We start from the raw sequence: 22,169 nt of genomic DNA, 5'->3' as shown, positions 1-22,169 counted from the left end.
ATTTTTATAAAATTTTATCTATTTTACTTGATGACAGCCTTTCCGTCAAGAGGAATATGGGACAGGCCAAGCGCTCCGTCAAACCGCTTCTTTCCCTCAGCATCCGTCCCGTGGACATACCACAGGCCGTCCTGCTCCTCGGTGTAGAGTTCCAGAGTCTCTCCCGCCTGACATTCCGCCAGGTAACCCACCTGGAGTGAGGAAACAAACTGGTCCCCGCCCAGGTTCTCCATGTGGAGGGCGTCACAGATAAAATCAGCATAGCGCACGTTGTTTACGTGGCCGTTGACGTCGGTATCGCTGTAATGCATGGCCCGCCGGTCGGCCAGCTCCATATGCTCCGGCATTCGCAGATGGGCCAGAGTCTTTTTTTTGCACAATTCCCCACCATCGGTACCCTGGAACTCCTGAATGCCGCTCATTCGGCCCAGACGATGGGTATCGGCGTCGGCCACTACCCAGAGGGAGACCGCCTCCCCCACAGGCACACCGTTCACCAAAAGATCAAAGTCCCGATAAGTGGAAGCCCCTTTGCCGCCCCGGTGCCAGGTGCGCACTGTAACCTGCTCTCCCCACTTCAGGGGCCGGTCCAGCCGGTACCACAGTCGGGCCATCATCCAGAACAGATTATACTTTTCCACCATCTCCTCCCGAGATGCGTGAAGCTGGCAGGCGGCTGACACCGCCGCCTCCTGCAAAATTCCCAGCAGACCAGATGGCCGGCAGTTGTACCACTTGTCCACATCCCGGGAGTCCACCGGGTAAGTTCCTTCCCAGAACACGCTTACCCCTCCCCCTTACTGCCGTGGATCAGCAGCTTGGTCTTGCAGCAGATGTCGTCGATATCGCTGGCTGTGGCTGCCGGGATCCGCATAGCGCCCCCGCAGTCGGCACAGAACAGGTCGATGGAGCTGTAATTCACCTGGAGCTTCCAGCGGTGGGAGCCGCAGGTGCAGGAGATGCCGTCCCGCTGGGCGATCTCCTTCAGTTCGGAGAGCACCTCATGCATGACCAGCTCGTCCAAAAAGCTGCCCTTCTCCCGGTTCTCCGCACCCAGCTTGTCCACCGCCTCCTCCAGGCGCTTCAGAGCAGCGAACACCGCCCCTTCCTCTCCCACATAGCAGCAGTCCAGGCCGGACTGAGCGCAGGAGAAGCCCAGCAGACGCTGGTGGAGAAAAGCCTGGGAGGAGCAGATCACCGAGTGGTCCTTGCCGCAGAACAGGCAGGGTACCGTCAGCTTTACCCGGTCTCCCATCAGCTCCACCTGCAGGCTGGACTTGCCGCAGGGGCAGGGCAGGGTATTGGCCGACGCGGCCAGCTGAAAAACGGTCCGCTCCGCCGCTACGATCTGACGGCAGGAGGGACAGAAATAGGCCAGTGTACGTTTGGCTTCCTGGGCCATGTTATGCCTCCCTTTCACAAACGAAATGATATTGTTGTTATTATATCGCAAAGTCCCTTTTTTGACCAGCGCCCCGCCCGTAAAATCCGCCCTCATATTTTCACGGCTTTTCGTTCAAAATAGCACCACACAAGGAAAAAGGGATGAGGCTATGAATAAAAAGCAGCCCGGCGGGCAGACCGCCGTACTTCCCTCCCGGCCCTGTCTGCTCTCCTGGGCCAGCGTGGTGGGAAAAAAAGAGGGTGAAGGCCCTTTGGCCGCCACCTTCGATGTGGTGGGGACCGATGACACGTTTGGAGAAAAGAGCTGGGAAAAGGCGGAGAGTGCCATGCAGAAGATGGCCTTGTCCACCGCCCTGAAAAAGGCCAACCTGGCCCCCGGCGCTCTGGATTATCTGTTGGCGGGCGACTTACTCAACCAGTGTATCGGTTCCGCCTTTGCCGCCCGGGATCAGGACGTACCCTTCCTAGGTCTGTATGGCGCCTGCTCCACCATGGCGGAGAGCCTGTCACTGGCTTCCCTGCTCCTGGACGGCGGTTTTGGGGAACACACGGCGGCCATGACCTCCTCCCACTTCTGCTCAGCGGAGCGTCAGTACCGTACGCCGCTGGAATACGGCGGGCAACGCACCCCCACCGCCCAGTGGACGGTCACCGGCTCCGGGTGCGTCATTCTGGGCCGGGAGGGTCAGGGGCCCAGGGTCACCCACGTCACCACCGGTAAAATCGTGGACAAGGGCATCAAGGACGCCAACAATATGGGTGCGGCCATGGCTCCCGCCGCCGCCGACACCATCCTGGCTCACTTCCGGGATACCGGTCGGAAACCCTCCGACTATGATCTGGTAATCACCGGCGACCTGGGCCAGCTGGGCCACGAGCTGCTGGCTGAGCTCTTGCAGATGGAGGGGCTCCAGCTCCCTCACCTGGCCGACTGCGGCACCCTGATCTACGATCTGGAGGGGCAGGACGTCCACTGCGGCGGCTCTGGCTGCGGCTGCTCAGGAGCCGTGCTGTGCGGATTGCTGCTCAACGGCATGATGGAGGGCCGGTGGAAGCGGATCCTGTTCTGCGGTACCGGTGCCCTGCTCTCCCCTACCTCCACCCAGCAGGGCGAGAGCATCCCCTCGGTGTGCCATGCGGTGGCCATCGAACAGGAAAGGCAGGGATAAGAATGGATATGTTTTGGGAATACGCCCGGGCGTTTCTCTGCGGAGGCGTGCTGTGCCTCATCGGTCAGATACTCATTGACAAAACCAAACTCACCCCTGCCCGCATTCTGGTATCTTATGTGGTGGCAGGCGTCATTCTGGGTGGTCTGGGTATCTATAAATATATCGCCGAGTTCGGCGGAGCGGGAGCCACCGTACCCCTCACCGGCTTTGGCTGGCTGCTGTCCAAGGGCGTAGCCAAGGCAGTGGCGGAACAGGGGGTGCTGGGCGCCCTTACCGGCGGAGTCACGGCCGCCGCGGGCGGCATCACTGCGGCGGTATTCTTCGGTCTGGTGGTGGCCCTGCTCTTCAAGCCCAAGTCTAAGTCATAAAAAAAGAGCGTCCGCAGCTGCGGACGCTCTTTTTTATTTCTGTTTGGATGGCAAAATCAAGCCCAGCACGATACCCACTGCGGCAGGCAGCACCCAGCCCAGGCTTACCGAGGCCAGGGGCATAGCCTTCAGCACATCGCTCAGGCCGGGGATCAGGCCCTTCAAAGCGTCCAGTACACTGAAGACACCGGCGAATAGCACGCCCAGGGGGTAGACCCAGCGCTTCCCCGCCAGCCAGCGGTGGAAGAAGGACAGGGCGATAAGCACGATGGCCATGGGGTACAGGATGCCCAGCACCGGAGCAGACACCGAGATGATCTGGGCCAGGCCCGCGTTGGAGATCACCATGCTCACCACCGCGAAGAGCACCGCCCAGCCCTTATAGCTCAGCTTGGGGCAGATGGAGTAAAAATACTCGCCGCAGGAGCTGATCAGGCCTACACACACATTAAAGCAGGCGATGATGAAGATGCCCGCCAGCAGCACATTGCCCCAGGTTCCAAAGAGCAGGCCCACCACATTGGTCAGAGCCTGAGCACCGTCGGTGGGATTGGGCACCGCTCCGGCAGACAGGGCGCCGATATGGGCCAGCATACAATAGATAATGAGGAGCATCACTCCCGCGATGATGCCGGAGCGGACGGTACCGCGAACCACGGCACTCTCCTCCTCCACCCCTCTGGCCCGGATATTAACCGCGATAATAATACCGAAGGCCAGGGCGGCAATGGTGTCCATGGTCTGGTAGCCCTCCACGAAGCCCTGGATCACCGGGTGGGTCACATAGTTCCCCGAAGCCGGACCGTACCCCTCCAGCGGGTTGGCCAGGCAGCCCACAAAGGTGATGATAATGAGAGCCACCAGGATGGGGCACAGGATCTTGCCCAGCCGGTCGGTGAGCTTTTCCGGCCGCAGGGCGATGACCAGTGCGGCAGCAAAAAACACCAGGGAGTAGATCAGCCGGAACATGGGGATGGGGGCGTCCGCGTCCACAAAGGGGGGCACCGCCATTTCAAAGGAAGTGGTGGCGGTACGGGGGATGGCCAGACAGGGGCCGATAGCCAGATAGGCGGCAATGGTGAAGGCCCGAGCAAACAGCGGGTGCACCCGGCTGCCCAGGGTATCCATCCCGCCGGAGCGGGCCACCGCCACCACGCCCAGCACCGGCAGACCCACAGCACTCACCGCCAGGCCAATCGTAGCCAGCCAGGTAGCGGTGCCCGCCTGAGCCGCGATGCCCGGCGGAAAGATCAGGTTGCCTGCGCCAAAGAACATGGAAAACAACGTAAAGCCCACCAAAATCAGGTTTTTTCCACGCAACTGCATGTCTCTACCTCCTGATTGGGTTAAAAACAGCGGCACACCGGACGGCGTGCCGCTGTTTTCCACTTTTATGCACCAAATTAGCCCTGGGAAATAGCACCCGTGGGGCAGGTGTCGGCGCAGCTACCGCAATCGATGCAGGAGCCGGCGTCGATGACGTAGTGATCGTCGCCCTGAGAGATGGCACCCACGGGGCAAGCGCCCTCGCAAGAACCACAGCTCACGCAAGCGTCGCTGATGACATAGGCCATTGGAATACACCTCCAAACTCTAAAACTACAGTTATTGTATCATAACTTTTTAAAAATGCAATGCTAAAATGCACCGCTGATGGGTATATTTTTTCTCGGCGGGAAAAACTAGATGACACTCCGAAGGAGGGGAATATATCTATGGATCATCCATCCCCGTTTCATATGGAGGCCGCCGGGAGCCTGACCCCGGAACTGGAGGGTGCACCGCGCAGCGGCGTGCACCGCCGGAGAACAAAAGCGAAAGGGCGTGGAACAGCGCATGAAGCCCGTCAAACGGCAGAAAAAGCTCCTGTTTTGGGGCCGGAAGAGACGAGGACCGGCCATGAATGAAACCAGATTCACCCAGCGGGCCCAGACCGCTCTGCGGCTTGCCCAGGAGTGCGCGGCGGAGCTGGGGCACGGCTATGTGGGCAGTGAGCATCTGCTGCTGGGACTGGCCCGGGAGGGCAGCGGCGTGGCAGCCAAGGTACTGCTGTCCGCCGGGCTGGACCCGGATACCCTGAAAGCCGCCATCGCCTCCCTGGTGGGCACAGGAGACGGGGGCACCGCCCCCTCTCAGGGACTTACTCCCAGGTGTAAGAAGATCATCGAACTCTCCCTCACCGAGGCTGCCCGGCTGGGCCACCAGTTCGTGGGCACTGAGCACCTGCTGCTTGGTATTCTCCGGGAGGGGGATGGGGTAGCAGTACGGGTGCTGGCAAACGTGGGGGTGGAGCCCCGGCGGCTGAGAGCCGACGTTACCGCCGCCATGGGGGGCGATCCCTCCTCTTCCTCGCCTTTCCGCGGGACCGGCCGACCCAGAGAGCGGGAGTACGGCGGCGACACCAAGCTGCTGGAGCAGTTTGGACGGGACCTGACCCGGCTGGCCGCCGGAGGCATGCTGGACCCGGTGATCGGCCGGGACCGGGAGATCCAGCGTACCATCCAGATCCTGGCCCGGAGGCAGAAAAACAACCCCGCTCTCATCGGAGAACCCGGTGTGGGCAAAACCGCCGTGGCCGAGGGGCTGGCCTGGCGGATGGCTACCGGCCAGGTACCCGACGATTTACAGGGCAAACGGCTGCTGTCTCTGGACCTGTCCTCCATGGTGGCAGGCACCAAGTACCGGGGCGAATTTGAGGAACGGGTGAAGAGCATCCTGGCGGAGGTCCGCCGGGTGGGCAACATCATCCTCTTCATCGACGAGCTCCACACCATTGTGGGCGCCGGCTCCGCCGAAGGCGCCATCGACGCCGCCAACATCATCAAGCCCGCTCTGGGCCGGGGCGAGCTCCAGGTCATCGGTGCCACCACCACCGACGAGTACCGAAAATATATCGAAAAGGACGCCGCCCTGGAGCGGCGTTTCCAGCCGGTTGTGGTGAGCGAGCCGGACAGCTCCACCGCCCGGTCCATTCTGCTTGGTCTGCGGGACCGGTACGAGGCCCATCACAAGCTGACCATCACCGACGAGGCCATCGATGCCGCCATCTCCCTGTCCGTGCGCTACATTGGGGACCGTCGCCTGCCCGATAAGGCCATCGATCTGATGGACGAGGCCGCCTCCCGGGTACGCATCCAGCGGCTGGCCGCGCCCCCCGACCTCCAGGCCTTGGAGGAGCGCACCGCCCGCACCCGACGGGAGAAGGAGGAGGCCATCCGGGACCAGGACTTTGAGAAGGCCGCCATGCTCCGGGACGCAGAGGAGGATTTCTGCCGGGAACTGGAGCAGCAGAAGGCCCGGTGGCGCTCGGGACAGAACACCGGCTCGGTGACAGCGGAGGACATCGCCGAGGTGGTGGCCGGGTGGACCGGCGTTCCAGTCACCACCCTAACCCAGGCGGAGAGCGAGCGCCTGCTCCAGCTGGAGGAGGACCTCCACCGGAGAGTTGTAGGCCAGGAGGACGCGGTCAAGGCGGTGGCTCGGGCGGTGCGCCGAGGCCGTGTGGGCCTGAAGGAGCCAGGCCGCCCCACCGGCTGCTTTCTCTTTTTGGGCCCCACCGGCGTGGGCAAGACGGAGCTGTGCAAGGCGCTGGCTCAGGCCATGTTCGGCAGCGAGGAGGCCATGCTCCGCTTCGACATGTCGGAATATATGGAAAAGCACGCTGTCTCCCGGCTCATCGGCTCCCCGCCGGGATATGTGGGCTACGAAGAAGGGGGCCAGCTCACCGAAAAGGTGCGCCGCAGACCCTACTGTGTGGTGCTTTTTGATGAGATCGAAAAGGCCCATCCGGATATCTGGGGCATTCTGCTGCAGATGATGGAGGACGGCGTGGTCACCGACGCCCAGGGCCGGAAGGCCGACTTCAAAAACGCCATCGTGGTGCTCACCTCCAACGTGGGCGCCCAGCGCATTACCGCCCGGGGCGGACGGTTGGGCTTTGCCGCTGCCGGTCCCTCCGATGGGCAGACCCGCTCGCCGGAAGAGCTGAAAGCCCTGGTGACTGAGGATCTGAAAAAGGTGTTCCGTCCGGAATTTCTCAACCGGCTGGACGAGACTATCGTCTTTACCCAGCTGGGCCGGGGGGAGATCCGAGCCATCGCCCGGCGGATGCTGGAACAGGTAGGCGGACGGCTGGCAGCTTTGGGGGTCACCCTGTCCTGGACGGATGAGGCCCTGGATGTGCTGGCCAAGCAGGGCTTTGACCCCAGCTACGGAGCCCGGCCCCTCCGCCGCACCATCCGGGCCGGTGTGGAGGACCCCGCCGCTGAAGGGCTGCTCAGCGGCAATCTGAAAGAGGGGGACACCGCCCTGATCTGCTGTGAGGACGGAAAGCTGGCCCTCCACTTTCAGCATGCCCTTACCGCCACAAAGGAGGAAACTGTATGAACGCATTGTCCCGTATCGCTCCCCTGGCTTTAGCTTTGGCCCTGCTGGCCGGCTGCGTCAGTACTGCCGGCAAAGACCTGTCCCCCGAGGAACGCACCCAGCTCTACCGCACCGCCATCGAGAACGCCAGAGACCAGGACCTTAATGACGCCCTGCCCATCGTCACCTCCGCTGAGGAGGAGACGGGCCAGGCCCTGTTTGACGTTCTGAGGCTGGCCCCAGAGGACTGTGCCGCCTGCGCCCTGTCTGTCTCCCTGATGAATGTGAAAGCCTACGGCATTGCCGCTGTCTATCCCGCAGATGGGCGGGAAGCGCAGGTAGAGGACGGCTTGTCCGCCTTTATCGACCAGCAGAGGCAAAATTTCCAGCAGTATCTTCCCGATCAGTACGAGATCGCCCAGGCCGCCCGGCTGGAGACCCTCTCTGACGGGACCATTCTGATGGTAATGTGTGAGGATCAGGACGGGGTCTTTGACCGCATCCGTACCGCGATCATTGAGGGGGAGGGCTGACGCCCTTCCCCTCTTACTCTTGCGGTCCGTCAGTAAAAAGAGTATAATGTAACAGTTCTTTATCCTTTATCTGGGAGGCCTGTTTATGCAAGCAAGAGCCAGTGGTATCCTCCTTCCCGTCTTTTCTCTGCCCGGTCCCTACGGCATCGGGACCCTGGGCAAGTCTGCCCTGCAATTTATCAATTTCCTGGCAGACGGGAAGCAGAAATTCTGGCAGATCCTGCCCCTGGTACCCCCGGGCGGCGGAGATTCTCCATACATGTCCGCCTCCTCCTTCGCCGGCAACCCCCTGCTGCTGGACCTGGACCTGCTCCAGGAGGAGGGGCTGCTCACTCGGGAGGAACTGGATTCCGCCCGCTGGAACAATCCGGACCGGGTAGACTATGCCTGGCTCCATCAGAACCGTGAGCCTCTGTTCCGCAAAGCCTGGGACCGCGGCCGGGAGCGGTACGCCCCCCTGCTGGACAAATTCCTGGCCGACGAGGCGGACTGGCTGCCTGACTACGCCCTGTTTCTGGCCCTCCGGGCCCATTTCGGCGGCAAGGTCCTGGCCGACTGGCCCGACGAGGCCCGTCTGCGCAAGCCGGAAGCCATGGAGCGCTACCGGACCGAACTGGCAGAAGAGTGCCGGTACCAGGCCTTCCTTCAGCTGCTCTTCTTCCGGCAGTGGACCGCCATCAAGGCCTACGCCAACTCCAAGGGCATCTCCATCATCGGAGACATGCCCATCTACGTCTCCCCTGACAGCGCCGAGGTATGGAGCGAGCCGGAGCTGTTCCAGCTGGAGGAGGACATGACGCCCTCTGCGGTGGCTGGCGTACCCCCCGATGCCTTCACCGAGCTGGGCCAGCACTGGGGCAATCCCCTCTACGACTGGGACTATCACAAGAAGACCGGCTTTGCCTGGTGGAAGCGGCGGGGCGCTCAGATGGCCCGGCTGTACGACGTGGTGCGCATCGACCACTTCCGGGCCTTCCACACCTACTGGTCTATCCCCGCCGACGCCCCCGACGCCCGGCCGGGCCATTGGGAGAAGGGCCCCGGCTTTGATCTGCTGGACGCCCTGAAGAGCGTGTCCGGTCTGGCCCTCATTGCCGAGGACCTGGGTGCCCTGGAGGCCGACGCTCTGGAGTTCATCGAACAGAGCGGTCTGCCCGGTATGAAGGTGCTGGTATTTGCCTTCGATCCGGTGGGCGAGAGCTCCTACCTGCCCCACAACTGTCCCAAGGACAGCATCATCTACACCGGCACCCACGACACTCCCACCTTTGTCCAGTGGCTGTTCAGCGAGGCCAGCCCCGCCGAGCGTGACTATGCCTTCGACTACCTGCGGCTGCGGGAGGACGAGGGCTTCGGCTGGGGCGCGGTGTGCGGCGCCTGGATGTCCCCCAGCCGGCTGGCTATCGCCCCTCTGCAGGATCTGCTGGGCCTGGGTGGGGACGCCCGTATCAACACGCCCGGCTCCATGGGACCCCACAACTGGTCCTGGCGGGTACGGGCGGAAGCCCTTAACCCCTCCGTTTCCGGGAAGCTGGCCAAGATCACTCGCACCTATCGCCGCTGACCGTCAATTCGTACAAAAATCACCCCTGGGGAGATGCGGCAAATGCTGTATCTCCCCTTTTCCGGTGGAATTTCCTGCATATCACGCCTTAGCACTTGTAAAATTGAGAATTTTGTTATATTATGATGGGTGCGAAATTCTTATTAAAAGGTAAACAGGTGAACTTATGAGCCTTCGGATCGGTATTGATATCGGCTCCACCACCGTTAAGGTCGTGGTGCTGGATGAACAGAATAAGCTGCTGTTCCGCTCCTATGAGCGGCACTACTCCAAGGCCCGGGAGCGGGCGGCGGAGACCCTGCGTTCCATCTCCGACAAGCTGGCGGGCCAGCAGGTGCGCATGGTCATCACCGGCTCCGCCGGCCTGGGCGTGGCCAAAGCGGCGGACATCGACTTCGTGCAGGAGGTGTACGCCACCGCCGCCGCCGTCAACCAGTACATACCGGACACCGACGCGGTGATCGAGCTGGGCGGCGAAGACGCCAAGATCATCTTCTTCGGCGGCGCTCTGGAGGAGCGGATGAACGGCTCCTGCGCCGGCGGTACCGGCGCCTTCATCGACCAGATGGCCACCCTGATGAACGTCACCGTCACCGAGCTGGATGCGCTGAGCCTGAAGCATGAGAAGATCTATCCCATCGCCTCCCGCTGCGGCGTGTTCGCCAAGAGCGATATCCAGCCCATCCTGAACCAGGGCGGCCGGAAAGAGGACGTGGCCGCCTCCATCTTCCAGGCGGTGGTGGATCAGACGGTGGCCGGTCTGACCCAGGGCCGGGAGCTCAAGGGCAAGATCGTCTTCCTGGGCGGCCCCCTCCACTTCCTCATGGGCCTGCGTCAGCGGTTTATCGAGACCCTGAAGCTGGACAGCGAGCACGCTATTTTCCCCGAGGACGGCGACTGCTTTGCCGGCATCGGCGCCGCTCTGTGCGCCTCTGACTACGGTGAGCAGCTCTTTGACGACGTACTGGACCGGCTGGAGCGCAGTGTGGACAATGTGGGCCTGGTAGACACCATGCCTCCCCTCTTTGAGAGCAAGGCCGACTATGAGGCCTTTACCGCCCGGCACAACGCCATGCACCCCCCGGAGGCGGATATCCACACCTACACCGGGGACGCCTGGCTGGGCATTGACGCCGGCTCCACCACCACCAAGATGGCCCTTATCACCGCCGACGGCGGACTGCTGTACACCTACTACCACTCCAACCTGGGTAATCCGGTAGCCATCGTGCTGGACCAGCTGAAGGAGATTTATCAGCTGTGCGGCGACCGCATCACCATCCGGGGCGCGGCGGTTACCGGTTACGGCGAGGAACTTATCAAGAACGCCTTCAACTGCGACGCCGGTCTGGTGGAGACGGTGGCCCACTACAAGGCCGCCGCCCATTTCAACCCCGACGTGGACTTCATCATCGACATCGGCGGCCAGGACATGAAGTGCTTCAAGATCCGCAACGGCGCGGTGGACTCCATCATGCTCAACGAGGCCTGCTCCTCCGGTTGCGGCTCCTTTATCGAGACCTTCGCCAAGGCTCTGGGCTACTCCATTGCCGACTTCGCCAAGCTGGGCCTGTTTGCCCGGCATCCGGTAAATCTGGGCTCCCGCTGCACCGTGTTCATGAACTCCAGCGTGAAGCAGGCCCAGAAGGACGGCGCCAGCGTGGAGGATATCTCCGCCGGTCTGTCCATCTCCATTGTGAAAAACGCGGTGTACAAGGTCATCCGCGCCGCCAACGCCGACGACCTGGGCCAGCACATCGTGGTCCAGGGCGGCACCTTCCACAACGACGCGGTGCTCCGGGCCTTTGAGCTGGAGCTGGGCCGCAACGTGACCCGGCCCACCATCGCAGGCATCATGGGTGCCTTCGGCGCGGCCCTGTTTGCCCGGGACCTGCACCGGGAAAAGAGCACCATCCTGACAGCGGAGGATCTGAAGACCTTCTCCCACACCGCCAAACCCACCACCTGCAACCTGTGCACCAACCACTGCTCCCTCACTGTCAACACCTTTGACGGCGGGCGGCGGTTCGTCTCCGGCAACCGGTGCTCCCGCCCCCTGGGCAAGGCCAAGGTGGAGAACCCCGACCTGATGGTCTACAAGTACAAAAAGCTCCGTGCCCTGGAGGGCAAGGGCTCCGGCAGCGGTGTCCGCGGCAAAATGGGCATTCCCTTCGGGCTGAATATGTACGAGAACCTGCCCTTCTGGTTCGAGTTCTTTACCCGCCTTAACTTTGAGGTTGTCCTCTCTCCCGAGTCCTCCCGGAAGCTCTACCTGAAAGGCCAGCACACCATTCCCTCCGACACGGTATGTTACCCCGCCAAGCTGCTCCACGGCCATGTGGAGGCGCTGGTAGACGAGGGCGTGGATGCCATCTGGTATCCCTGCATGTCCTATAACAACGACGAGGGCATCGGCGACAACCACTACAACTGCCCGGTGGTGGCCTACTACCCCGAGCTGCTGGCCGCCAACGTGCCTGCCCTCAAGCAGGTCAAGTATCTGGATCCCTACGTGGGCCTGTGGCGGCACAAGGACTTTGGCAAGCGCATCGCCCATCTGATGCAGGCGGAATTCTCCATTCCCAAGCGGGAGACTGAGCGGGCGGTGAAGGCAGCCTATGAGGCATACGACGCCTACGTCCACGATGTACGGGAGACCGGGAAGAAGTACATCGAGTACGCCCGGGAGCACCACATGCCCATCATCGTGGCCTGCGGCCGGCCCTACCACATCGACCCGGAGATCAATCACGGCATCAACGACCTGATCACCTCCTTCGGCTTCGTGCTGGTCACCGAGGACGCCCTCAGCTATCTGGAAGGCTATGCCCCCCGAAAGGTGCTCAACCAGTGGACCTTCCAGTCCCGTATGTACAACGCCGCCCGCTACGTCTGCACCCAGCCTGACATGCAGGTGGTGCAGCTGGTCAGCTTCGGTTGCGGCACCGACGCCATCACCACCGACGAACTGCGGGACATTCTGGAAAAGGGCGGTAAGCTGTACACCCAGCTGAAGATCGACGACATCAGCAACCTGGGCGCCGTTACCATCCGGATACGCTCTCTTATGGCCGCGATGGAAGCCCGGTCACTTTCTTTTGAAAAAGAAAGTGACCAAAGAAAACTTCCATAACGGCCGCTCAAGTGCCAACCATACCGAAAGGAACCACGTTCTATGGCAGAATTAGTTTACGATAAAACCGGGCGGCTCCTGTTTACCCAGGAGATGAAGAAGGAATACACCATCCTCTTCCCCACCATGCTCCCTGTCCACTTCGGGCTGATGGCCCGGATCATCGAGACCGAGGGCTACAAGGTGGAAATGCTCACCACCAACCACCGCAACATCGTGGATGAGGGCCTGAAGTACGTCCACAACGACACCTGCTACCCCGCCCTGCTGGTCATCGGTCAGCTCATCAACGCGGTGAAGAGCGGCAAGTACGACCCCCATAAGGTGGCTCTGCTTATCACCCAGACCGGTGGCGGCTGCCGGGCCTCCAACTACATCCACCTGCTGCGCAAAGCTCTGGTGAAGGCCGGGCTGGAATACGTGCCCGTCATCTCCCTGAACCTGTCCGGTCTGGAGCACAATCCCGGCTTCAAGCTGGGTCTGGGCACCCTGCGCAAGGCCGTATTTGCCATGATGTACGGCGATATCATCGTCCAGACCGCCAACCAGGTGCGGCCTTACGAGGTGAACAAGGGCCAGACTGACGAGACCATTCAGAAGATCGAGGATCACCTACTCTCTGAAATGAGCGCCGGTAAGGGCCTGTCCTTCAAGAGCATGGTAGCCAACTTTGACCACATCATTGCCGCCTTCAAGGCCATTCCTGTAGCCGGAGAGCCCAAGGTCAGAGTGGGTGTGGTAGGCGAGATCTACATCAAGTACTCCCCCTTGGGCAACAACAATCTGGAGCAGTTCCTCCTGTCTGAGGGAGCCGAACCGGTGGTACCCGGCCTCACCGACTTCATCATCTTCAAGATCTATAACCGCGAGGTGGATGTAAACATCTACGGCGGTAAGTGGGTGAAGAAAAAGGCCTGCCAGGTGCTGAAGGGTTACGTGGAGAAGTGTCAGAAGGCCATGATCGCCGCCATGAAGAAGGGCGGCTTCCGGGCTCCCGGCACCTTTGAGGATCTGCGGCAGCTCATTAAGGGTTACCTGGGCGAGGGCAATAAGATGGGCGAGGGCTGGCTGCTCACCGCCGAGATGCTGGAGCTTATCCACTCCGGCACCCCCAACATCGTCTGTACCCAGCCCTTTGGCTGTCTGCCCAACCACATTGTGGGCAAGGGCATGATCCGCAAGCTGAAGGACGATTACCCCTACTCCAATATCGTGGCCATCGACTACGACCCCGGCGCCACCAAGATCAACCAGGAGAACCGCATCAAGCTGATGCTGGCCAACGCCCGGGGTCTCGCCAAGCAGGAGGCCCAGACCCAGACCCAGACTACCCAGGAAAAGGAGCCTGTTCATGTCTGAGCTCCGCTTCGTGGATGCCTGCACGGAGGAGCACTTCGCCGCCATGAGCGCTATCCACTGCCGGGGCTGGCGGACAACCTACCCTGGTTTTGTGCCCGATGACTATCTGAGGGACGTAATCACCGAGGATCATTGGGTCCCATTTTTCCGCGAAGACTGCGAAACCAAACGCTGTAACGGTTTACTGCTTTACGAAAATGACCAACCGGTGGCCTGCTGCACCTATGGGCCTATCCGCTCAGGGGCCAGCCCCCGACAGAGCGCGGATCTGGTCATAGATTCCGGCAATTACCCTGGATGGGGTGAAGTGATCTCCTTTTACACCGAGCCCACCCGAACGGGTTCCGGATTTGGTTCTCTGCTGCTGGAGGAGGCACTCCGGCGGCTGAAGGCTGCGGGCTATCCCGGCTGCACGCTGTTTGTGCTGCAGGAAAACCAGGGTGCCCGGCGGTTTTACGAGCGCCACGGTTTTTCTTGGGACGGCACCGTCCAGCTGGTGCCCTTCCCCCATGATATGATCTGTCACGACCTGCGCTATACACAACTATTTTGACCCCCTGCGGGCTGCCACGCCGCAGGAAAAAACGGGTATCGGGGCGCGCTTATGCGTACTCCGATACCCGTTTTATGTTATTCAGGAGGGATCCCATTGAACGAAAACAAAATGGCGGTAATGCCGGTGCGCCGGCTGCTGCTCAACATGTCCTGGCCCATGATGCTGTCCATGCTGATTCAGGGACTATATAACCTGGTGGACAGCATGTTCGTCGCCAAACTCAGCGGAGACAGCTTTGTGGCCCTGTCCCTGGTCTATCCGGTACAGACCCTGATGATCGCCATATGCGTAGGGGTAGGCGTGGGCTTCAACGCCCTGCTCTCCCGGCGTCTGGGAGAGGGCCGCAGAGAGGAAGCGGAACAGGTAACCTCCAACGGCTACTTCCTTTACCTGGTCTGCTGGCTGGTATTTCTGATCCTGGGGGTCAGCTTTGCCCGGCCATTCCTGAGCCTCTTCTCCGACGTGCCCCAGGTTGTGACTTACGGCAGCCAATACCTGGCCATCGTCACCGGTGTCTCCCTGGGCATGTGCATGCAGTTTGCGGGAGAGCGCACCCTTCAGGCCACCGGAAACACCATTGGACCCATGATCATCCAGGGCATCGGTGCGGTCATCAACCTGGTGCTGGATCCCCTGCTTATCTTCGGTATTGGCCCCTTCCCCCGGCTGGAGGTGGCAGGAGCCGCCATCGCCACCGTATTGGGCCAGTTGGTGGGTATGGTGGTTGGTCTGATCATGGTCCGCCGCACGCCCTCCGTCACCCTGTCCTTCCGGGGCTTTCGGCCCAATGCCTCCATCCTGGCGGACATGCTCCGGGTGGGTATTCCGGCGGCGCTGATGCAGGCTCTTACAACAGTAATGAGCATGGGTATGAATCTGATCCTTCCCTTGTTTACCTCCGCCGGGGTATTCATCCTGGGCGCCTATTTCAAGCTCCAGTCCTTCCTGTTCATGCCCCTCTATGGCATGAACAATGCCATCGTGCCCATCATCAGCTTCAACTACGGAGCCAGAAAAAAGGAAAGGATCACCGGCACCATCCGCTTTGCCCTGGCCCTGACACTGGGTATCATGGCTGTGGGTACGGTGGTGATGATGACCCTTTCCGGTCCTCTGCTTGGTATTTTTGACGCCGACGCTGCCGTACTGGCGGAGGGCATTCCCGCCCTGCGGATGATCGCCCTGTCCTTCCTATACGCCGGTGTCTCCATCATTCTCTGCTCCGCCCTCCAGGCGCTTGGCGCGGCCAACTCCAGTCTGGCCATCTCCCTGCTGCGGCAGGTGGTGCTTCTCCTCCCCGCCGCCCTGGTCCTGGGCGCCATCCGCCCGGTCCTGGTGTGGCTGGCCTTCCCTGTGGCGGAGCTGATCTCCTGCGCTGCCGCCCTGATCCTGTGCCGGAATATTCTCCGCCGGAAGCTGGATGGAATGGAGTCCTAGTTTTCCACACCGGGGGTAATTTGGAAGGAAGAAAACACACATTGGATCACGGTATAGCCGTCCTGGGACAGCTCACCCCGGAGGAGGGCATGAGTGTCCGGCTGGAACCACAGGGAGCATTCCCGACCGGTACCTGGCTGGGCCTCCGGATCCCGGCACACCACCCGCAGTACCTCTGTCTCCTCTTCCTGTTCCATCCCGCACTCGGCCATATAACCGCTCTGGATATAATCCAGCAGCAGGGGCACCGCCGACACCGGGCTCAGGCCGGTATCGTCCAGTGGACCGGTCTCCACCCGGACCCCGTCGTACTCCAGTGCTGTCTCACCCTCCGCCATGCGGGCGGTGATCCCCGCCACGTTTTCCGGCGCGGTGAGGGTGAGCACGCTCTCCCCCTCCCGCTGCCAGTTCAGGTCGATCCCGTATTCATACACCCGCTGGCCGTAGTCGGCAATTACCTCCATAGAAGCGGTGCACCCCGCCATAGCCAGATATTCTCCCCGGATGTCCAGGGCCAGCTGCTCCGCCCGACTTCCTCCCTCCCCGCCGCAGCAGGTCAGGGTCAGACAAAGGGTCATCGTCAGTACACACACACCCAAACAGCGGCCCACAGACCACCCTCCCTTTACTCCATATGCGCCCGTATCACCCGGGGCAGGGCGGACACCAGGTCAGAGGGAGTCATACCGTACTCTCCGATCTCAGCGGCACACAGATCACCGGCGGCACCATGGAGCCACACTGCCGTTGGCACCGCCTGCCGGGCAGACATTCCCTGACCCAGCAGAGCCAGGATAATGCCGGACAGCACATCACCGCTGCCTCCCTTGGCCATGCCGGGGTTGCCGGTGGTGTTGATGTAGGCTGTGCCGTCAGGGAAGGCGGTAATGGTATTGTGCCCCTTGAGCACCAGACAGCAGCCGTGCTCCATGGCAAAGCTCCGGGCAGCCCCCAGCCGGTCCCCGTCGGACAGGTCTCCTCCCAGCCGGGCAAACTCTCCGTCGTGAGGGGTGAGGATGGTGTGCAGCCCCTTCCGGGCGTCCAGTACATCTATATGTCCCTCCAGGGCGTTTATGCCGTCAGCGTCCAGCACCACCGGAATATGGATCTCACGGAGCAGATGGCGCACTACAGCGGAGACACTGTTTCCCCGACCCAGGCCAGGCCCGATCAGGCAGACGCCGCAGCCATCCAACCGGCCGTGGACCGCTTCTCCGGCATCCAGAGAAAGCTGTCCCTCTTTTCCGGCGGGCAGCGGACAGGGCATAGCCTCGTCCAGCTTGGCCGCCGCGATGGGCCAGACAGGAGAAGGCACACCCACCGTCACCAGTCCGGCACCGGAACGCACCGCCGCCTGGGCCGCCAGCACCGGAGCTCCGGTATAGCCCACACTGCCCCCCAGGATATAGCATTTTCCGAAATCTCCCTTATGTGCGTCCCGGGGACGGCGGGGGAAGTGGATATTCTCCTCCTCCACGCTGCACACCGGGCAGTCCGCCCCGTTCACCAGGTCCGCCGGGATACCGATATCAGCTACCACCAGCTTTCCGGTATGCAGGCCGCCCTTGCCCACATAATGCCCCACCTTGGGCAAGGTGAAGGTAACGGTGGCCGCTGCCTCCACCGCCGCACCCAGTACCCGGCCGGTGTCGGTCTCCACCCCGCTGGGGATGTCGGCGGACACCACCGGGATCTCGCAGGTGTTCATCATATGAATGGCGGTCAGGGCGTCCCCCTCCACCGGTCGGCGGAGCCCGGTACCAAAGATGGCATCCACCATGACTCCGCATTCCAGACACCAGGCGGCGAAACCGGCATCGTCAGGCTGGAAGGGCTCCAGCTTCCCGCCCGCAGCCGCCAGCTTGACCTCCATGGCCCGGGTGTCCATGGTCATTTTCTCGTGGTCCCCCACCAGAATACAGCGCACCTCAAAGCCGGCTTCCAGCAGCAGCCGGGCACAGGCCACCCCGTCGCCGCCGTTATTGCCCGGCCCGCAGAAGCACACCACCCGGCCCGGGGTGTCTTTCATCAGGGCCATTACTTCATCGGCCAGAGCAGCCGCCGCCCGTTCCATCAGGTCGGTGGAGGGAATACCCTTTTCCTCTATGGCAATCCGGTCCATCTCCCGGCTCTGCTCCGCTGTCACGATCCGCATGCTGTTCACGCTCCCAAAGCTGTTGTTCGGCTCTCATTATATGCGTCTGTCCCCGTCCCGTCAATTTTTATCTTGCGCTTTGGGGAAAACTGTGATATATATAGGTTTACATGCGAAGAAGGGAAAAAGATCGGTTCCCGACCCGTCAGAGAGCGTCCGTCACCGGCTGAAAGCGGATGCAGGGTTCGGCCCCCTCGGTTCGTCCTGGAGCGGCCCTGGAGACAGGGACGGCGTGGCCCCACGTTATCGGGGCTGAGAGTGCCCGCCAGAGGCGGGAATTGCGGGTGGTACCGCGGAAGGTTTGCCTTTCGTCCCAGGTGTTGGGATGAAGGGCTTTTTTCATGTCAAAAAAGCAAAAGGAGCTGTACTATATGAAGGAAACATTGGAACAGATCCGCCGGGAAGCGCTGGACGCCATGGAAAGTGCCCAGAACGCCCAGGAGCTGGACGCTCTGCGGGTCAAGTATCTGGGCAAAAAGGGCGAGCTCACCGCGGTGCTCAAGCAGATGGGCAAGCTGTCCGCTGAGGAGCGGCCCGTCATGGGTCAGCTGGCCAACGAGGTCCGCGCCGCCCTGGAGAGCGCGCTGGAGACCCGGGGCAAGGAGCTGGAGGCCAAGGCTCTGGAGGACCGTCTGGAGGCCGAGGCTCTGGATATCACCGTCCCCGGCAAGCCGGTGAAAGAGGGTCACCGGCACCCCATGTATATCGCTCTGGACGAGATCAAGGAGATCTTCATCGGCATGGGCTTCACCGTGCTGGACGGCCCCGAGGTGGAGCTGGCTGAGCTGAACTTTGACCGTCTCAACGCCGAGGAGGGTCACCCCTCCCGCGACTGGAGCGACACCTTCTATTTTGACGAGGACAGCCGGGTGATGCTCCGCTCCCAGACCTCTCCCATGCAGGTCCGGGCCATGGACTCCATGGAGCTGCCCATCCGCATCATCGCCCCCGGCCGGGTGTACCGCAAGGATGAGGTGGACGCCACCCACTCCCCCATGTTCCACCAGGTGGAGGGTATGGTCATCGACAAGGGTGTGACCATGGCCGACCTGAAGGGCACCCTGAACACCGTCGTGGAGCAGCTCTACGGCAAGGGCACCAAGACTCGGTTCCGTCCCCACCACTTCCCCTTCACCGAGCCCTCCTGCGAGATGGACGTGCAGTGCCACAAGTGCGGCGGCGTAGGCTGCCCCACCTGTAAGGGCGAGGGCTGGATCGAGCTGCTGGGCGCGGGCATGATCCATCCCCGGGTTCTGGAGATGAGCGGCATCGACCCCAACGTGTACTCCGGCTGGGCCTTCGGCATCGGCCTGGAGCGCACCGCCATGCGCCGGTTCAAGATCGCCGACCTGCGACTGATCTTCGAGAACGACGTGCGGTTCCTGGAGCAATTCTAAGAAAGGAGTGTAGGAACAATGAATCTGAGCAGAAAATGGCTGAATGAATTTGTCACTGTGACTGCCTCCGACAAGGAATTTGCCGAGGCTATGACCCTCTCCGGCTCCAAGGTGGAGCTGACCCACGACCTGGGTGAGGAGATCTCCAACGTAGTGGTGGGCAAGGTTACCGCCATGGAACGTCACCCCGATTCCGATCACATGTGGATCTGCCAGGTGGAGGTGGGCAAGGAGGAGCCGGTACAGATCGTCACCGGCGCCTGGAACGTCCATGTGGGTGACCTGGTACCTGTAGCCCTCCACAAGTCCACCCTCCCCGGCGGCAAGAAAATCGAAAAGGGCAAGCTGCGGGGCGTGGTGTCCAACGGCATGATGTGCGGTCTGTACGAGCTGGGCCTGGATGAGCGGGATTTTCCCTACGCCGCCATCGTCCCCGCCGCCCTGCTGAACGACTACAAGCCGCTGGACAAGGAAAAGCCCTCCATCCCCGCGGATGTGCAGCCCGGCCACAAGATCTACGGGCCCGTGGTGGCCGCCAGGGTGCTGGAGTGTACCATGCAGCCCGACTTCACCTTCCACACCTGCCTGGACCTGGGCGGGTCCACCGCAGCTCCCGACACCATCTGCCCCAACCTGCACGAGGGGGACATGGTAGCCTACAACACCAAAACTGATTCCATCTGCACCCTGGAGGATCTCCACGCCCAGCAGGCTGAGTTCCCCCACTGCATCCCCGACGGCATCTTCATCCTTCACGAGGACTGCAATCCCGGCGACGACATCAAACCCGTCATCGGCATGGACGACCACGTGGTGGAGTTTGAGATCACCCCCAACCGGCCCGACTGCCTGTCCGTCATCGGCCTGGCCCGGGAAGCCGCCGCTACCTTTGACGCTCCCCTCTCCCTCCACCAGCCGGTGGTAAAGGGCGGCGCGGACGGCAGCCTGGTGGAGCTGCTGGACGTAGAGACTCCCGCAGCCGACCTGTGCCCCCGTTACACCGCCCGGATGGTGCGCAACGTGAAGATCGCCCCCTCCCCCAAGTGGATGCGGGAGCGGCTGCGCGCCATGGGTGTGCGTCCCATCAACAACATTGTGGATATCACCAACTACGTCATGCTGGAGTACGGCCAGCCCATGCACGCCTTTGACTACCGCTATGTAAAGGGCGGCAAGATCATCGTCCGCCGTGCCGAGGAGGGTGAGAAGCTCACCACCCTGGACGGCAAGGAGCACACCCTCAACGCCAACCACCTGGTCATCGCCGACGAACACCGTGCCGTTGGCTTGGCTGGCATCATGGGCGGCGAGAACAGCGAGATCGTGGCCGACACCACCGACGTGGTGTTCGAGTCTGCCTGCTTCGACGGCACCTGCATCCGCAAGGGCGCTCTGGCCCTGGGCATGCGCACTGAGGCTTCCGCCAAGTTTGAGAAGGGCCTGGACCCCATGAACACCCTGCCCGCCGTGGAACGTGCCTGCGAACTGGTGGAGCTGTTGGGCGCCGGTGATGTGGTGGACGGCACCATCGATATCCTCAACTACGTGCCCCAGCCCCGTGTCCTCAAGCTGGAGCCTGAGCGCATCAACGGCCTGCTGGGCACCGATGTGGCCGAGGATGAGATGGTGGCCATCCTGAAGAAGCTGGACTTCCAGGTGGAGGGCGATCAGGTCACCGTGCCCTCCTGGCGCGGCGACGTCATCGGCATGGCCGACCTGGCGGAGGAAGTGGCCCGGTTCCACGGCTACAACAACATCCCCACCACCCTCATGCGCGGTCAGACCACCCTTGGCGGTTACGGCGAAGAGGAGCTGCTGGAGCGGCAGCTGGGCAGCATGTGCCGGGCCATGGGTTATGACGAGATCATCACCTACTCCTTCATCTCCCCCACCTGCTACGACAAGATCCGCTGGGCTGCCGACGACCCCCGCCGCCAGTCCTTCAAGATCCTCAACCCCCTGGGTGAGGACACCTCCATCATGCGCACCACTGTACTGCCCTCCATGCTGGAGATCCTGACCCGCAACTACAACTACCGCAATCAGAACGTGCGTCTGTACGAGGTAGGCCGCACCTACCTGCCCGGCGGCGACGATGGCCTGGCTGTGGAGAACAAGGTGCTGTCCATGGGCGCCTACGGCAGCGATATGGACTTCTACACCCTGAAGGGCGCAGTGGAGGCCATTCTGAAGGACCTCCGGGCAGAGGATGTCCGCTTTGAGGTCCCCTGCGTACCCAACCCCTCCTATCACCCCGGCCGGGTAGCCGATGTATACGTCGGTGACCGCCGCATCGGCGTGCTGGGTCAGATCCATCCCCTGGTAGCACAGAATTACGGTGTGGACACCGAGTTCTACTGCGCCGAGCTGGAGCTGGAGCAGCTGCGCTGCGCCAAGGGCGCCGATCCTGAGTATGTCCCCCTGCCCAAGTTCCCCTCTGTCACCCGGGATATCGCCGTGGTGTGCGAGGAGAAGGTCACCGTGGGCCAGCTGGAGGACTGCATCCGCTCTGCCGGCGGCAAGCTGATCAAGCAGGTGTCCCTGTTTGACATCTACCGCGGCAAGGGCGTGGATGAGGGCAAGAAGTCCGTGGCCTTCAACCTGGTACTCCGTGCCGACGACCGCTCCCTCACCGGTGAGGAGGCTGACGCCGACGTGAAGAAGGTGCTGGAGGCTCTGGCCAGCCAGCTGGGCGCCATCCTGCGGTAACAAAACCATAGAAAAAA

The 22,169-nt window shown here is 61.9% G+C and carries 18 protein-coding genes; 12 read left to right on the top strand and 6 right to left on the bottom strand.

Annotation, left to right across the window (positions count from 1 at the left end; translation table 11 throughout):
- Positions 1 to 23: 23 nt before the first annotated feature.
- Positions 24 to 782 carry an acyl-[acyl-carrier-protein] thioesterase gene (locus ACTNB1_RS00880; RefSeq protein WP_441167403.1) on the bottom strand — a complete coding sequence of 253 codons (759 nt, stop codon included), beginning with the start codon at positions 780 to 782 and terminating at the stop codon, positions 24 to 26.
- Positions 783 to 784: 2 nt separating this feature from the next.
- Positions 785 to 1,402 carry a hypothetical protein gene (locus ACTNB1_RS00875; protein ID WP_441167402.1) on the bottom strand — a complete coding sequence of 206 codons (618 nt, stop codon included), beginning with the start codon at positions 1,400 to 1,402 and terminating at the stop codon, positions 785 to 787.
- A gap of 151 nt (positions 1,403 to 1,553) precedes the next feature.
- Between ACTNB1_RS00875 and spoVAD the strand changes: the two genes are divergently transcribed.
- The gene (gene spoVAD / locus ACTNB1_RS00870) at positions 1,554 to 2,573 is read left to right on the top strand and encodes a stage V sporulation protein AD (RefSeq protein WP_441167401.1); all 1,020 of its coding nucleotides are present in this window, start codon (positions 1,554 to 1,556) and stop codon (positions 2,571 to 2,573) included.
- A gap of 2 nt (positions 2,574 to 2,575) precedes the next feature.
- Positions 2,576 to 2,944, top strand: coding sequence for a stage V sporulation protein AE (spoVAE, locus tag ACTNB1_RS00865; protein ID WP_441167400.1), 369 nt, complete (start codon positions 2,576 to 2,578; stop codon positions 2,942 to 2,944).
- 33 nt (positions 2,945 to 2,977) lie between these two features.
- Here spoVAE and brnQ read toward each other — a convergent pair whose 3' ends face one another.
- Positions 2,978 to 4,270: a branched-chain amino acid transport system II carrier protein gene (gene brnQ, locus ACTNB1_RS00860; RefSeq protein WP_441167399.1), complete on the bottom strand. Its 1,293-nt coding sequence runs from the start codon at positions 4,268 to 4,270 to the stop codon at positions 2,978 to 2,980.
- Between the two features lie 77 nt (positions 4,271 to 4,347).
- Complete coding sequence (locus ACTNB1_RS00855; RefSeq protein WP_441167398.1) at positions 4,348 to 4,518, bottom strand: DUF362 domain-containing protein; 171 nt, start codon at positions 4,516 to 4,518, stop codon at positions 4,348 to 4,350.
- A 141-nt stretch (positions 4,519 to 4,659) separates the two neighbouring features.
- On the opposite strand from ACTNB1_RS00855, the gene ACTNB1_RS00850 reads away from it, so the two are divergent.
- The 8 genes from ACTNB1_RS00850 (at position 4,660) to ACTNB1_RS00815 (ending at position 15,891) form a co-directional block, all read left to right on the top strand.
- Positions 4,660 to 4,851, top strand: coding sequence for a hypothetical protein (locus ACTNB1_RS00850; RefSeq protein WP_441167397.1), 192 nt, complete (start codon positions 4,660 to 4,662; stop codon positions 4,849 to 4,851).
- On the top strand, positions 4,844 to 7,330 hold the full coding sequence (locus ACTNB1_RS00845; RefSeq protein ID WP_441167396.1) for an ATP-dependent Clp protease ATP-binding subunit: 2,487 nt from the start codon (positions 4,844 to 4,846) through the stop codon (positions 7,328 to 7,330). The genes ACTNB1_RS00850 and ACTNB1_RS00845 overlap by 8 nt, the downstream gene beginning before the upstream one ends.
- Positions 7,327 to 7,842, top strand: a complete 516-nt coding sequence (locus tag ACTNB1_RS00840) for a DUF4358 domain-containing protein (protein WP_441167395.1) — start codon at positions 7,327 to 7,329, stop codon at positions 7,840 to 7,842. The genes ACTNB1_RS00845 and ACTNB1_RS00840 overlap by 4 nt, the downstream gene beginning before the upstream one ends.
- 85 nt (positions 7,843 to 7,927) lie before the next feature.
- Complete coding sequence (gene malQ / locus ACTNB1_RS00835) at positions 7,928 to 9,406, top strand: 4-alpha-glucanotransferase (protein ID WP_441167394.1); 1,479 nt, start codon at positions 7,928 to 7,930, stop codon at positions 9,404 to 9,406.
- Between the two features lie 166 nt (positions 9,407 to 9,572).
- Complete coding sequence (locus ACTNB1_RS00830; protein WP_441167393.1) at positions 9,573 to 12,539, top strand: acyl-CoA dehydratase activase; 2,967 nt, start codon at positions 9,573 to 9,575, stop codon at positions 12,537 to 12,539.
- Positions 12,540 to 12,581: 42 nt separating this feature from the next.
- Positions 12,582 to 13,898 (top strand): 2-hydroxyglutaryl-CoA dehydratase, encoded by a 1,317-nt coding sequence (locus ACTNB1_RS00825; RefSeq protein ID WP_441167392.1) that lies wholly within the window; start codon positions 12,582 to 12,584, stop codon positions 13,896 to 13,898.
- Positions 13,891 to 14,451 carry an N-acetyltransferase family protein gene (locus ACTNB1_RS00820; RefSeq protein ID WP_441167391.1) on the top strand — a complete coding sequence of 187 codons (561 nt, stop codon included), beginning with the start codon at positions 13,891 to 13,893 and terminating at the stop codon, positions 14,449 to 14,451. Before ACTNB1_RS00825 ends, ACTNB1_RS00820 begins: the two co-directional genes overlap by 8 nt.
- Positions 14,452 to 14,547: 96 nt before the next feature.
- Positions 14,548 to 15,891, top strand: a complete 1,344-nt coding sequence (locus tag ACTNB1_RS00815; RefSeq protein WP_441167390.1) for an MATE family efflux transporter — start codon at positions 14,548 to 14,550, stop codon at positions 15,889 to 15,891.
- Here the strand turns inward: ACTNB1_RS00815 and ACTNB1_RS00810 are convergent.
- Together ACTNB1_RS00810 and ACTNB1_RS00805 are read right to left on the bottom strand one after the other, a co-directional pair.
- On the bottom strand, positions 15,888 to 16,502 hold the full coding sequence (locus ACTNB1_RS00810; RefSeq protein ID WP_441167389.1) for a hypothetical protein: 615 nt from the start codon (positions 16,500 to 16,502) through the stop codon (positions 15,888 to 15,890). The genes ACTNB1_RS00815 and ACTNB1_RS00810 overlap by 4 nt on opposite strands.
- Before the next feature lie 14 nt (positions 16,503 to 16,516).
- Positions 16,517 to 18,046: an NAD(P)H-hydrate dehydratase gene (locus tag ACTNB1_RS00805; RefSeq protein WP_441167388.1), complete on the bottom strand. Its 1,530-nt coding sequence runs from the start codon at positions 18,044 to 18,046 to the stop codon at positions 16,517 to 16,519.
- Between the two features lie 371 nt (positions 18,047 to 18,417).
- On the opposite strand from ACTNB1_RS00805, the gene pheS reads away from it, so the two are divergent.
- Positions 18,418 to 19,443, top strand: a complete 1,026-nt coding sequence (gene pheS, locus ACTNB1_RS00800) for a phenylalanine--tRNA ligase subunit alpha (RefSeq protein ID WP_441167387.1) — start codon at positions 18,418 to 18,420, stop codon at positions 19,441 to 19,443.
- Positions 19,444 to 19,461: 18 nt separating this feature from the next.
- Positions 19,462 to 22,152: a phenylalanine--tRNA ligase subunit beta gene (gene pheT, locus ACTNB1_RS00795; RefSeq protein WP_441167386.1), complete on the top strand. Its 2,691-nt coding sequence runs from the start codon at positions 19,462 to 19,464 to the stop codon at positions 22,150 to 22,152.
- Positions 22,153 to 22,169: the final 17 nt, after the last annotated feature.

The organism is Flavonifractor sp. HCP28S3_F3, assembly GCF_052065355.1.
Classification (GTDB): domain Bacteria; phylum Bacillota; class Clostridia; order Oscillospirales; family Oscillospiraceae; genus Flavonifractor.
This window is presented reverse-complemented; position numbering and strand designations above follow the sequence as displayed.

Bases quoted from the DNA above. Each gene is read 5' to 3' on its own strand.
- pheS (WP_441167387.1), top strand. From the start codon at position 18,418: ATGAAGGAAACATTGGAACAGATCCGCCGGGAAGCGCTGGACGCCATG.
- spoVAD (WP_441167401.1), top strand. From the start codon at position 1,554: ATGAATAAAAAGCAGCCCGGCGGGCAGACCGCCGTACTTCCCTCCCGG.
- ACTNB1_RS00820 (WP_441167391.1), top strand. From the start codon at position 13,891: ATGTCTGAGCTCCGCTTCGTGGATGCCTGCACGGAGGAGCACTTCGCC.
- ACTNB1_RS00850 (WP_441167397.1), top strand. From the start codon at position 4,660: ATGGATCATCCATCCCCGTTTCATATGGAGGCCGCCGGGAGCCTGACC.
- malQ (WP_441167394.1), top strand. From the start codon at position 7,928: ATGCAAGCAAGAGCCAGTGGTATCCTCCTTCCCGTCTTTTCTCTGCCC.
- ACTNB1_RS00805 (WP_441167388.1), bottom strand. From the start codon at position 18,046: ATGCGGATCGTGACAGCGGAGCAGAGCCGGGAGATGGACCGGATTGCC.
- ACTNB1_RS00855 (WP_441167398.1), bottom strand. From the start codon at position 4,518: ATGGCCTATGTCATCAGCGACGCTTGCGTGAGCTGTGGTTCTTGCGAG.
- pheT (WP_441167386.1), top strand. From the start codon at position 19,462: ATGAATCTGAGCAGAAAATGGCTGAATGAATTTGTCACTGTGACTGCC.
- ACTNB1_RS00875 (WP_441167402.1), bottom strand. From the start codon at position 1,402: ATGGCCCAGGAAGCCAAACGTACACTGGCCTATTTCTGTCCCTCCTGC.
- brnQ (WP_441167399.1), bottom strand. From the start codon at position 4,270: ATGCAGTTGCGTGGAAAAAACCTGATTTTGGTGGGCTTTACGTTGTTT.
- ACTNB1_RS00825 (WP_441167392.1), top strand. From the start codon at position 12,582: ATGGCAGAATTAGTTTACGATAAAACCGGGCGGCTCCTGTTTACCCAG.
- spoVAE (WP_441167400.1), top strand. From the start codon at position 2,576: ATGGATATGTTTTGGGAATACGCCCGGGCGTTTCTCTGCGGAGGCGTG.
- ACTNB1_RS00840 (WP_441167395.1), top strand. From the start codon at position 7,327: ATGAACGCATTGTCCCGTATCGCTCCCCTGGCTTTAGCTTTGGCCCTG.
- ACTNB1_RS00845 (WP_441167396.1), top strand. From the start codon at position 4,844: ATGAATGAAACCAGATTCACCCAGCGGGCCCAGACCGCTCTGCGGCTT.
- ACTNB1_RS00830 (WP_441167393.1), top strand. From the start codon at position 9,573: ATGAGCCTTCGGATCGGTATTGATATCGGCTCCACCACCGTTAAGGTC.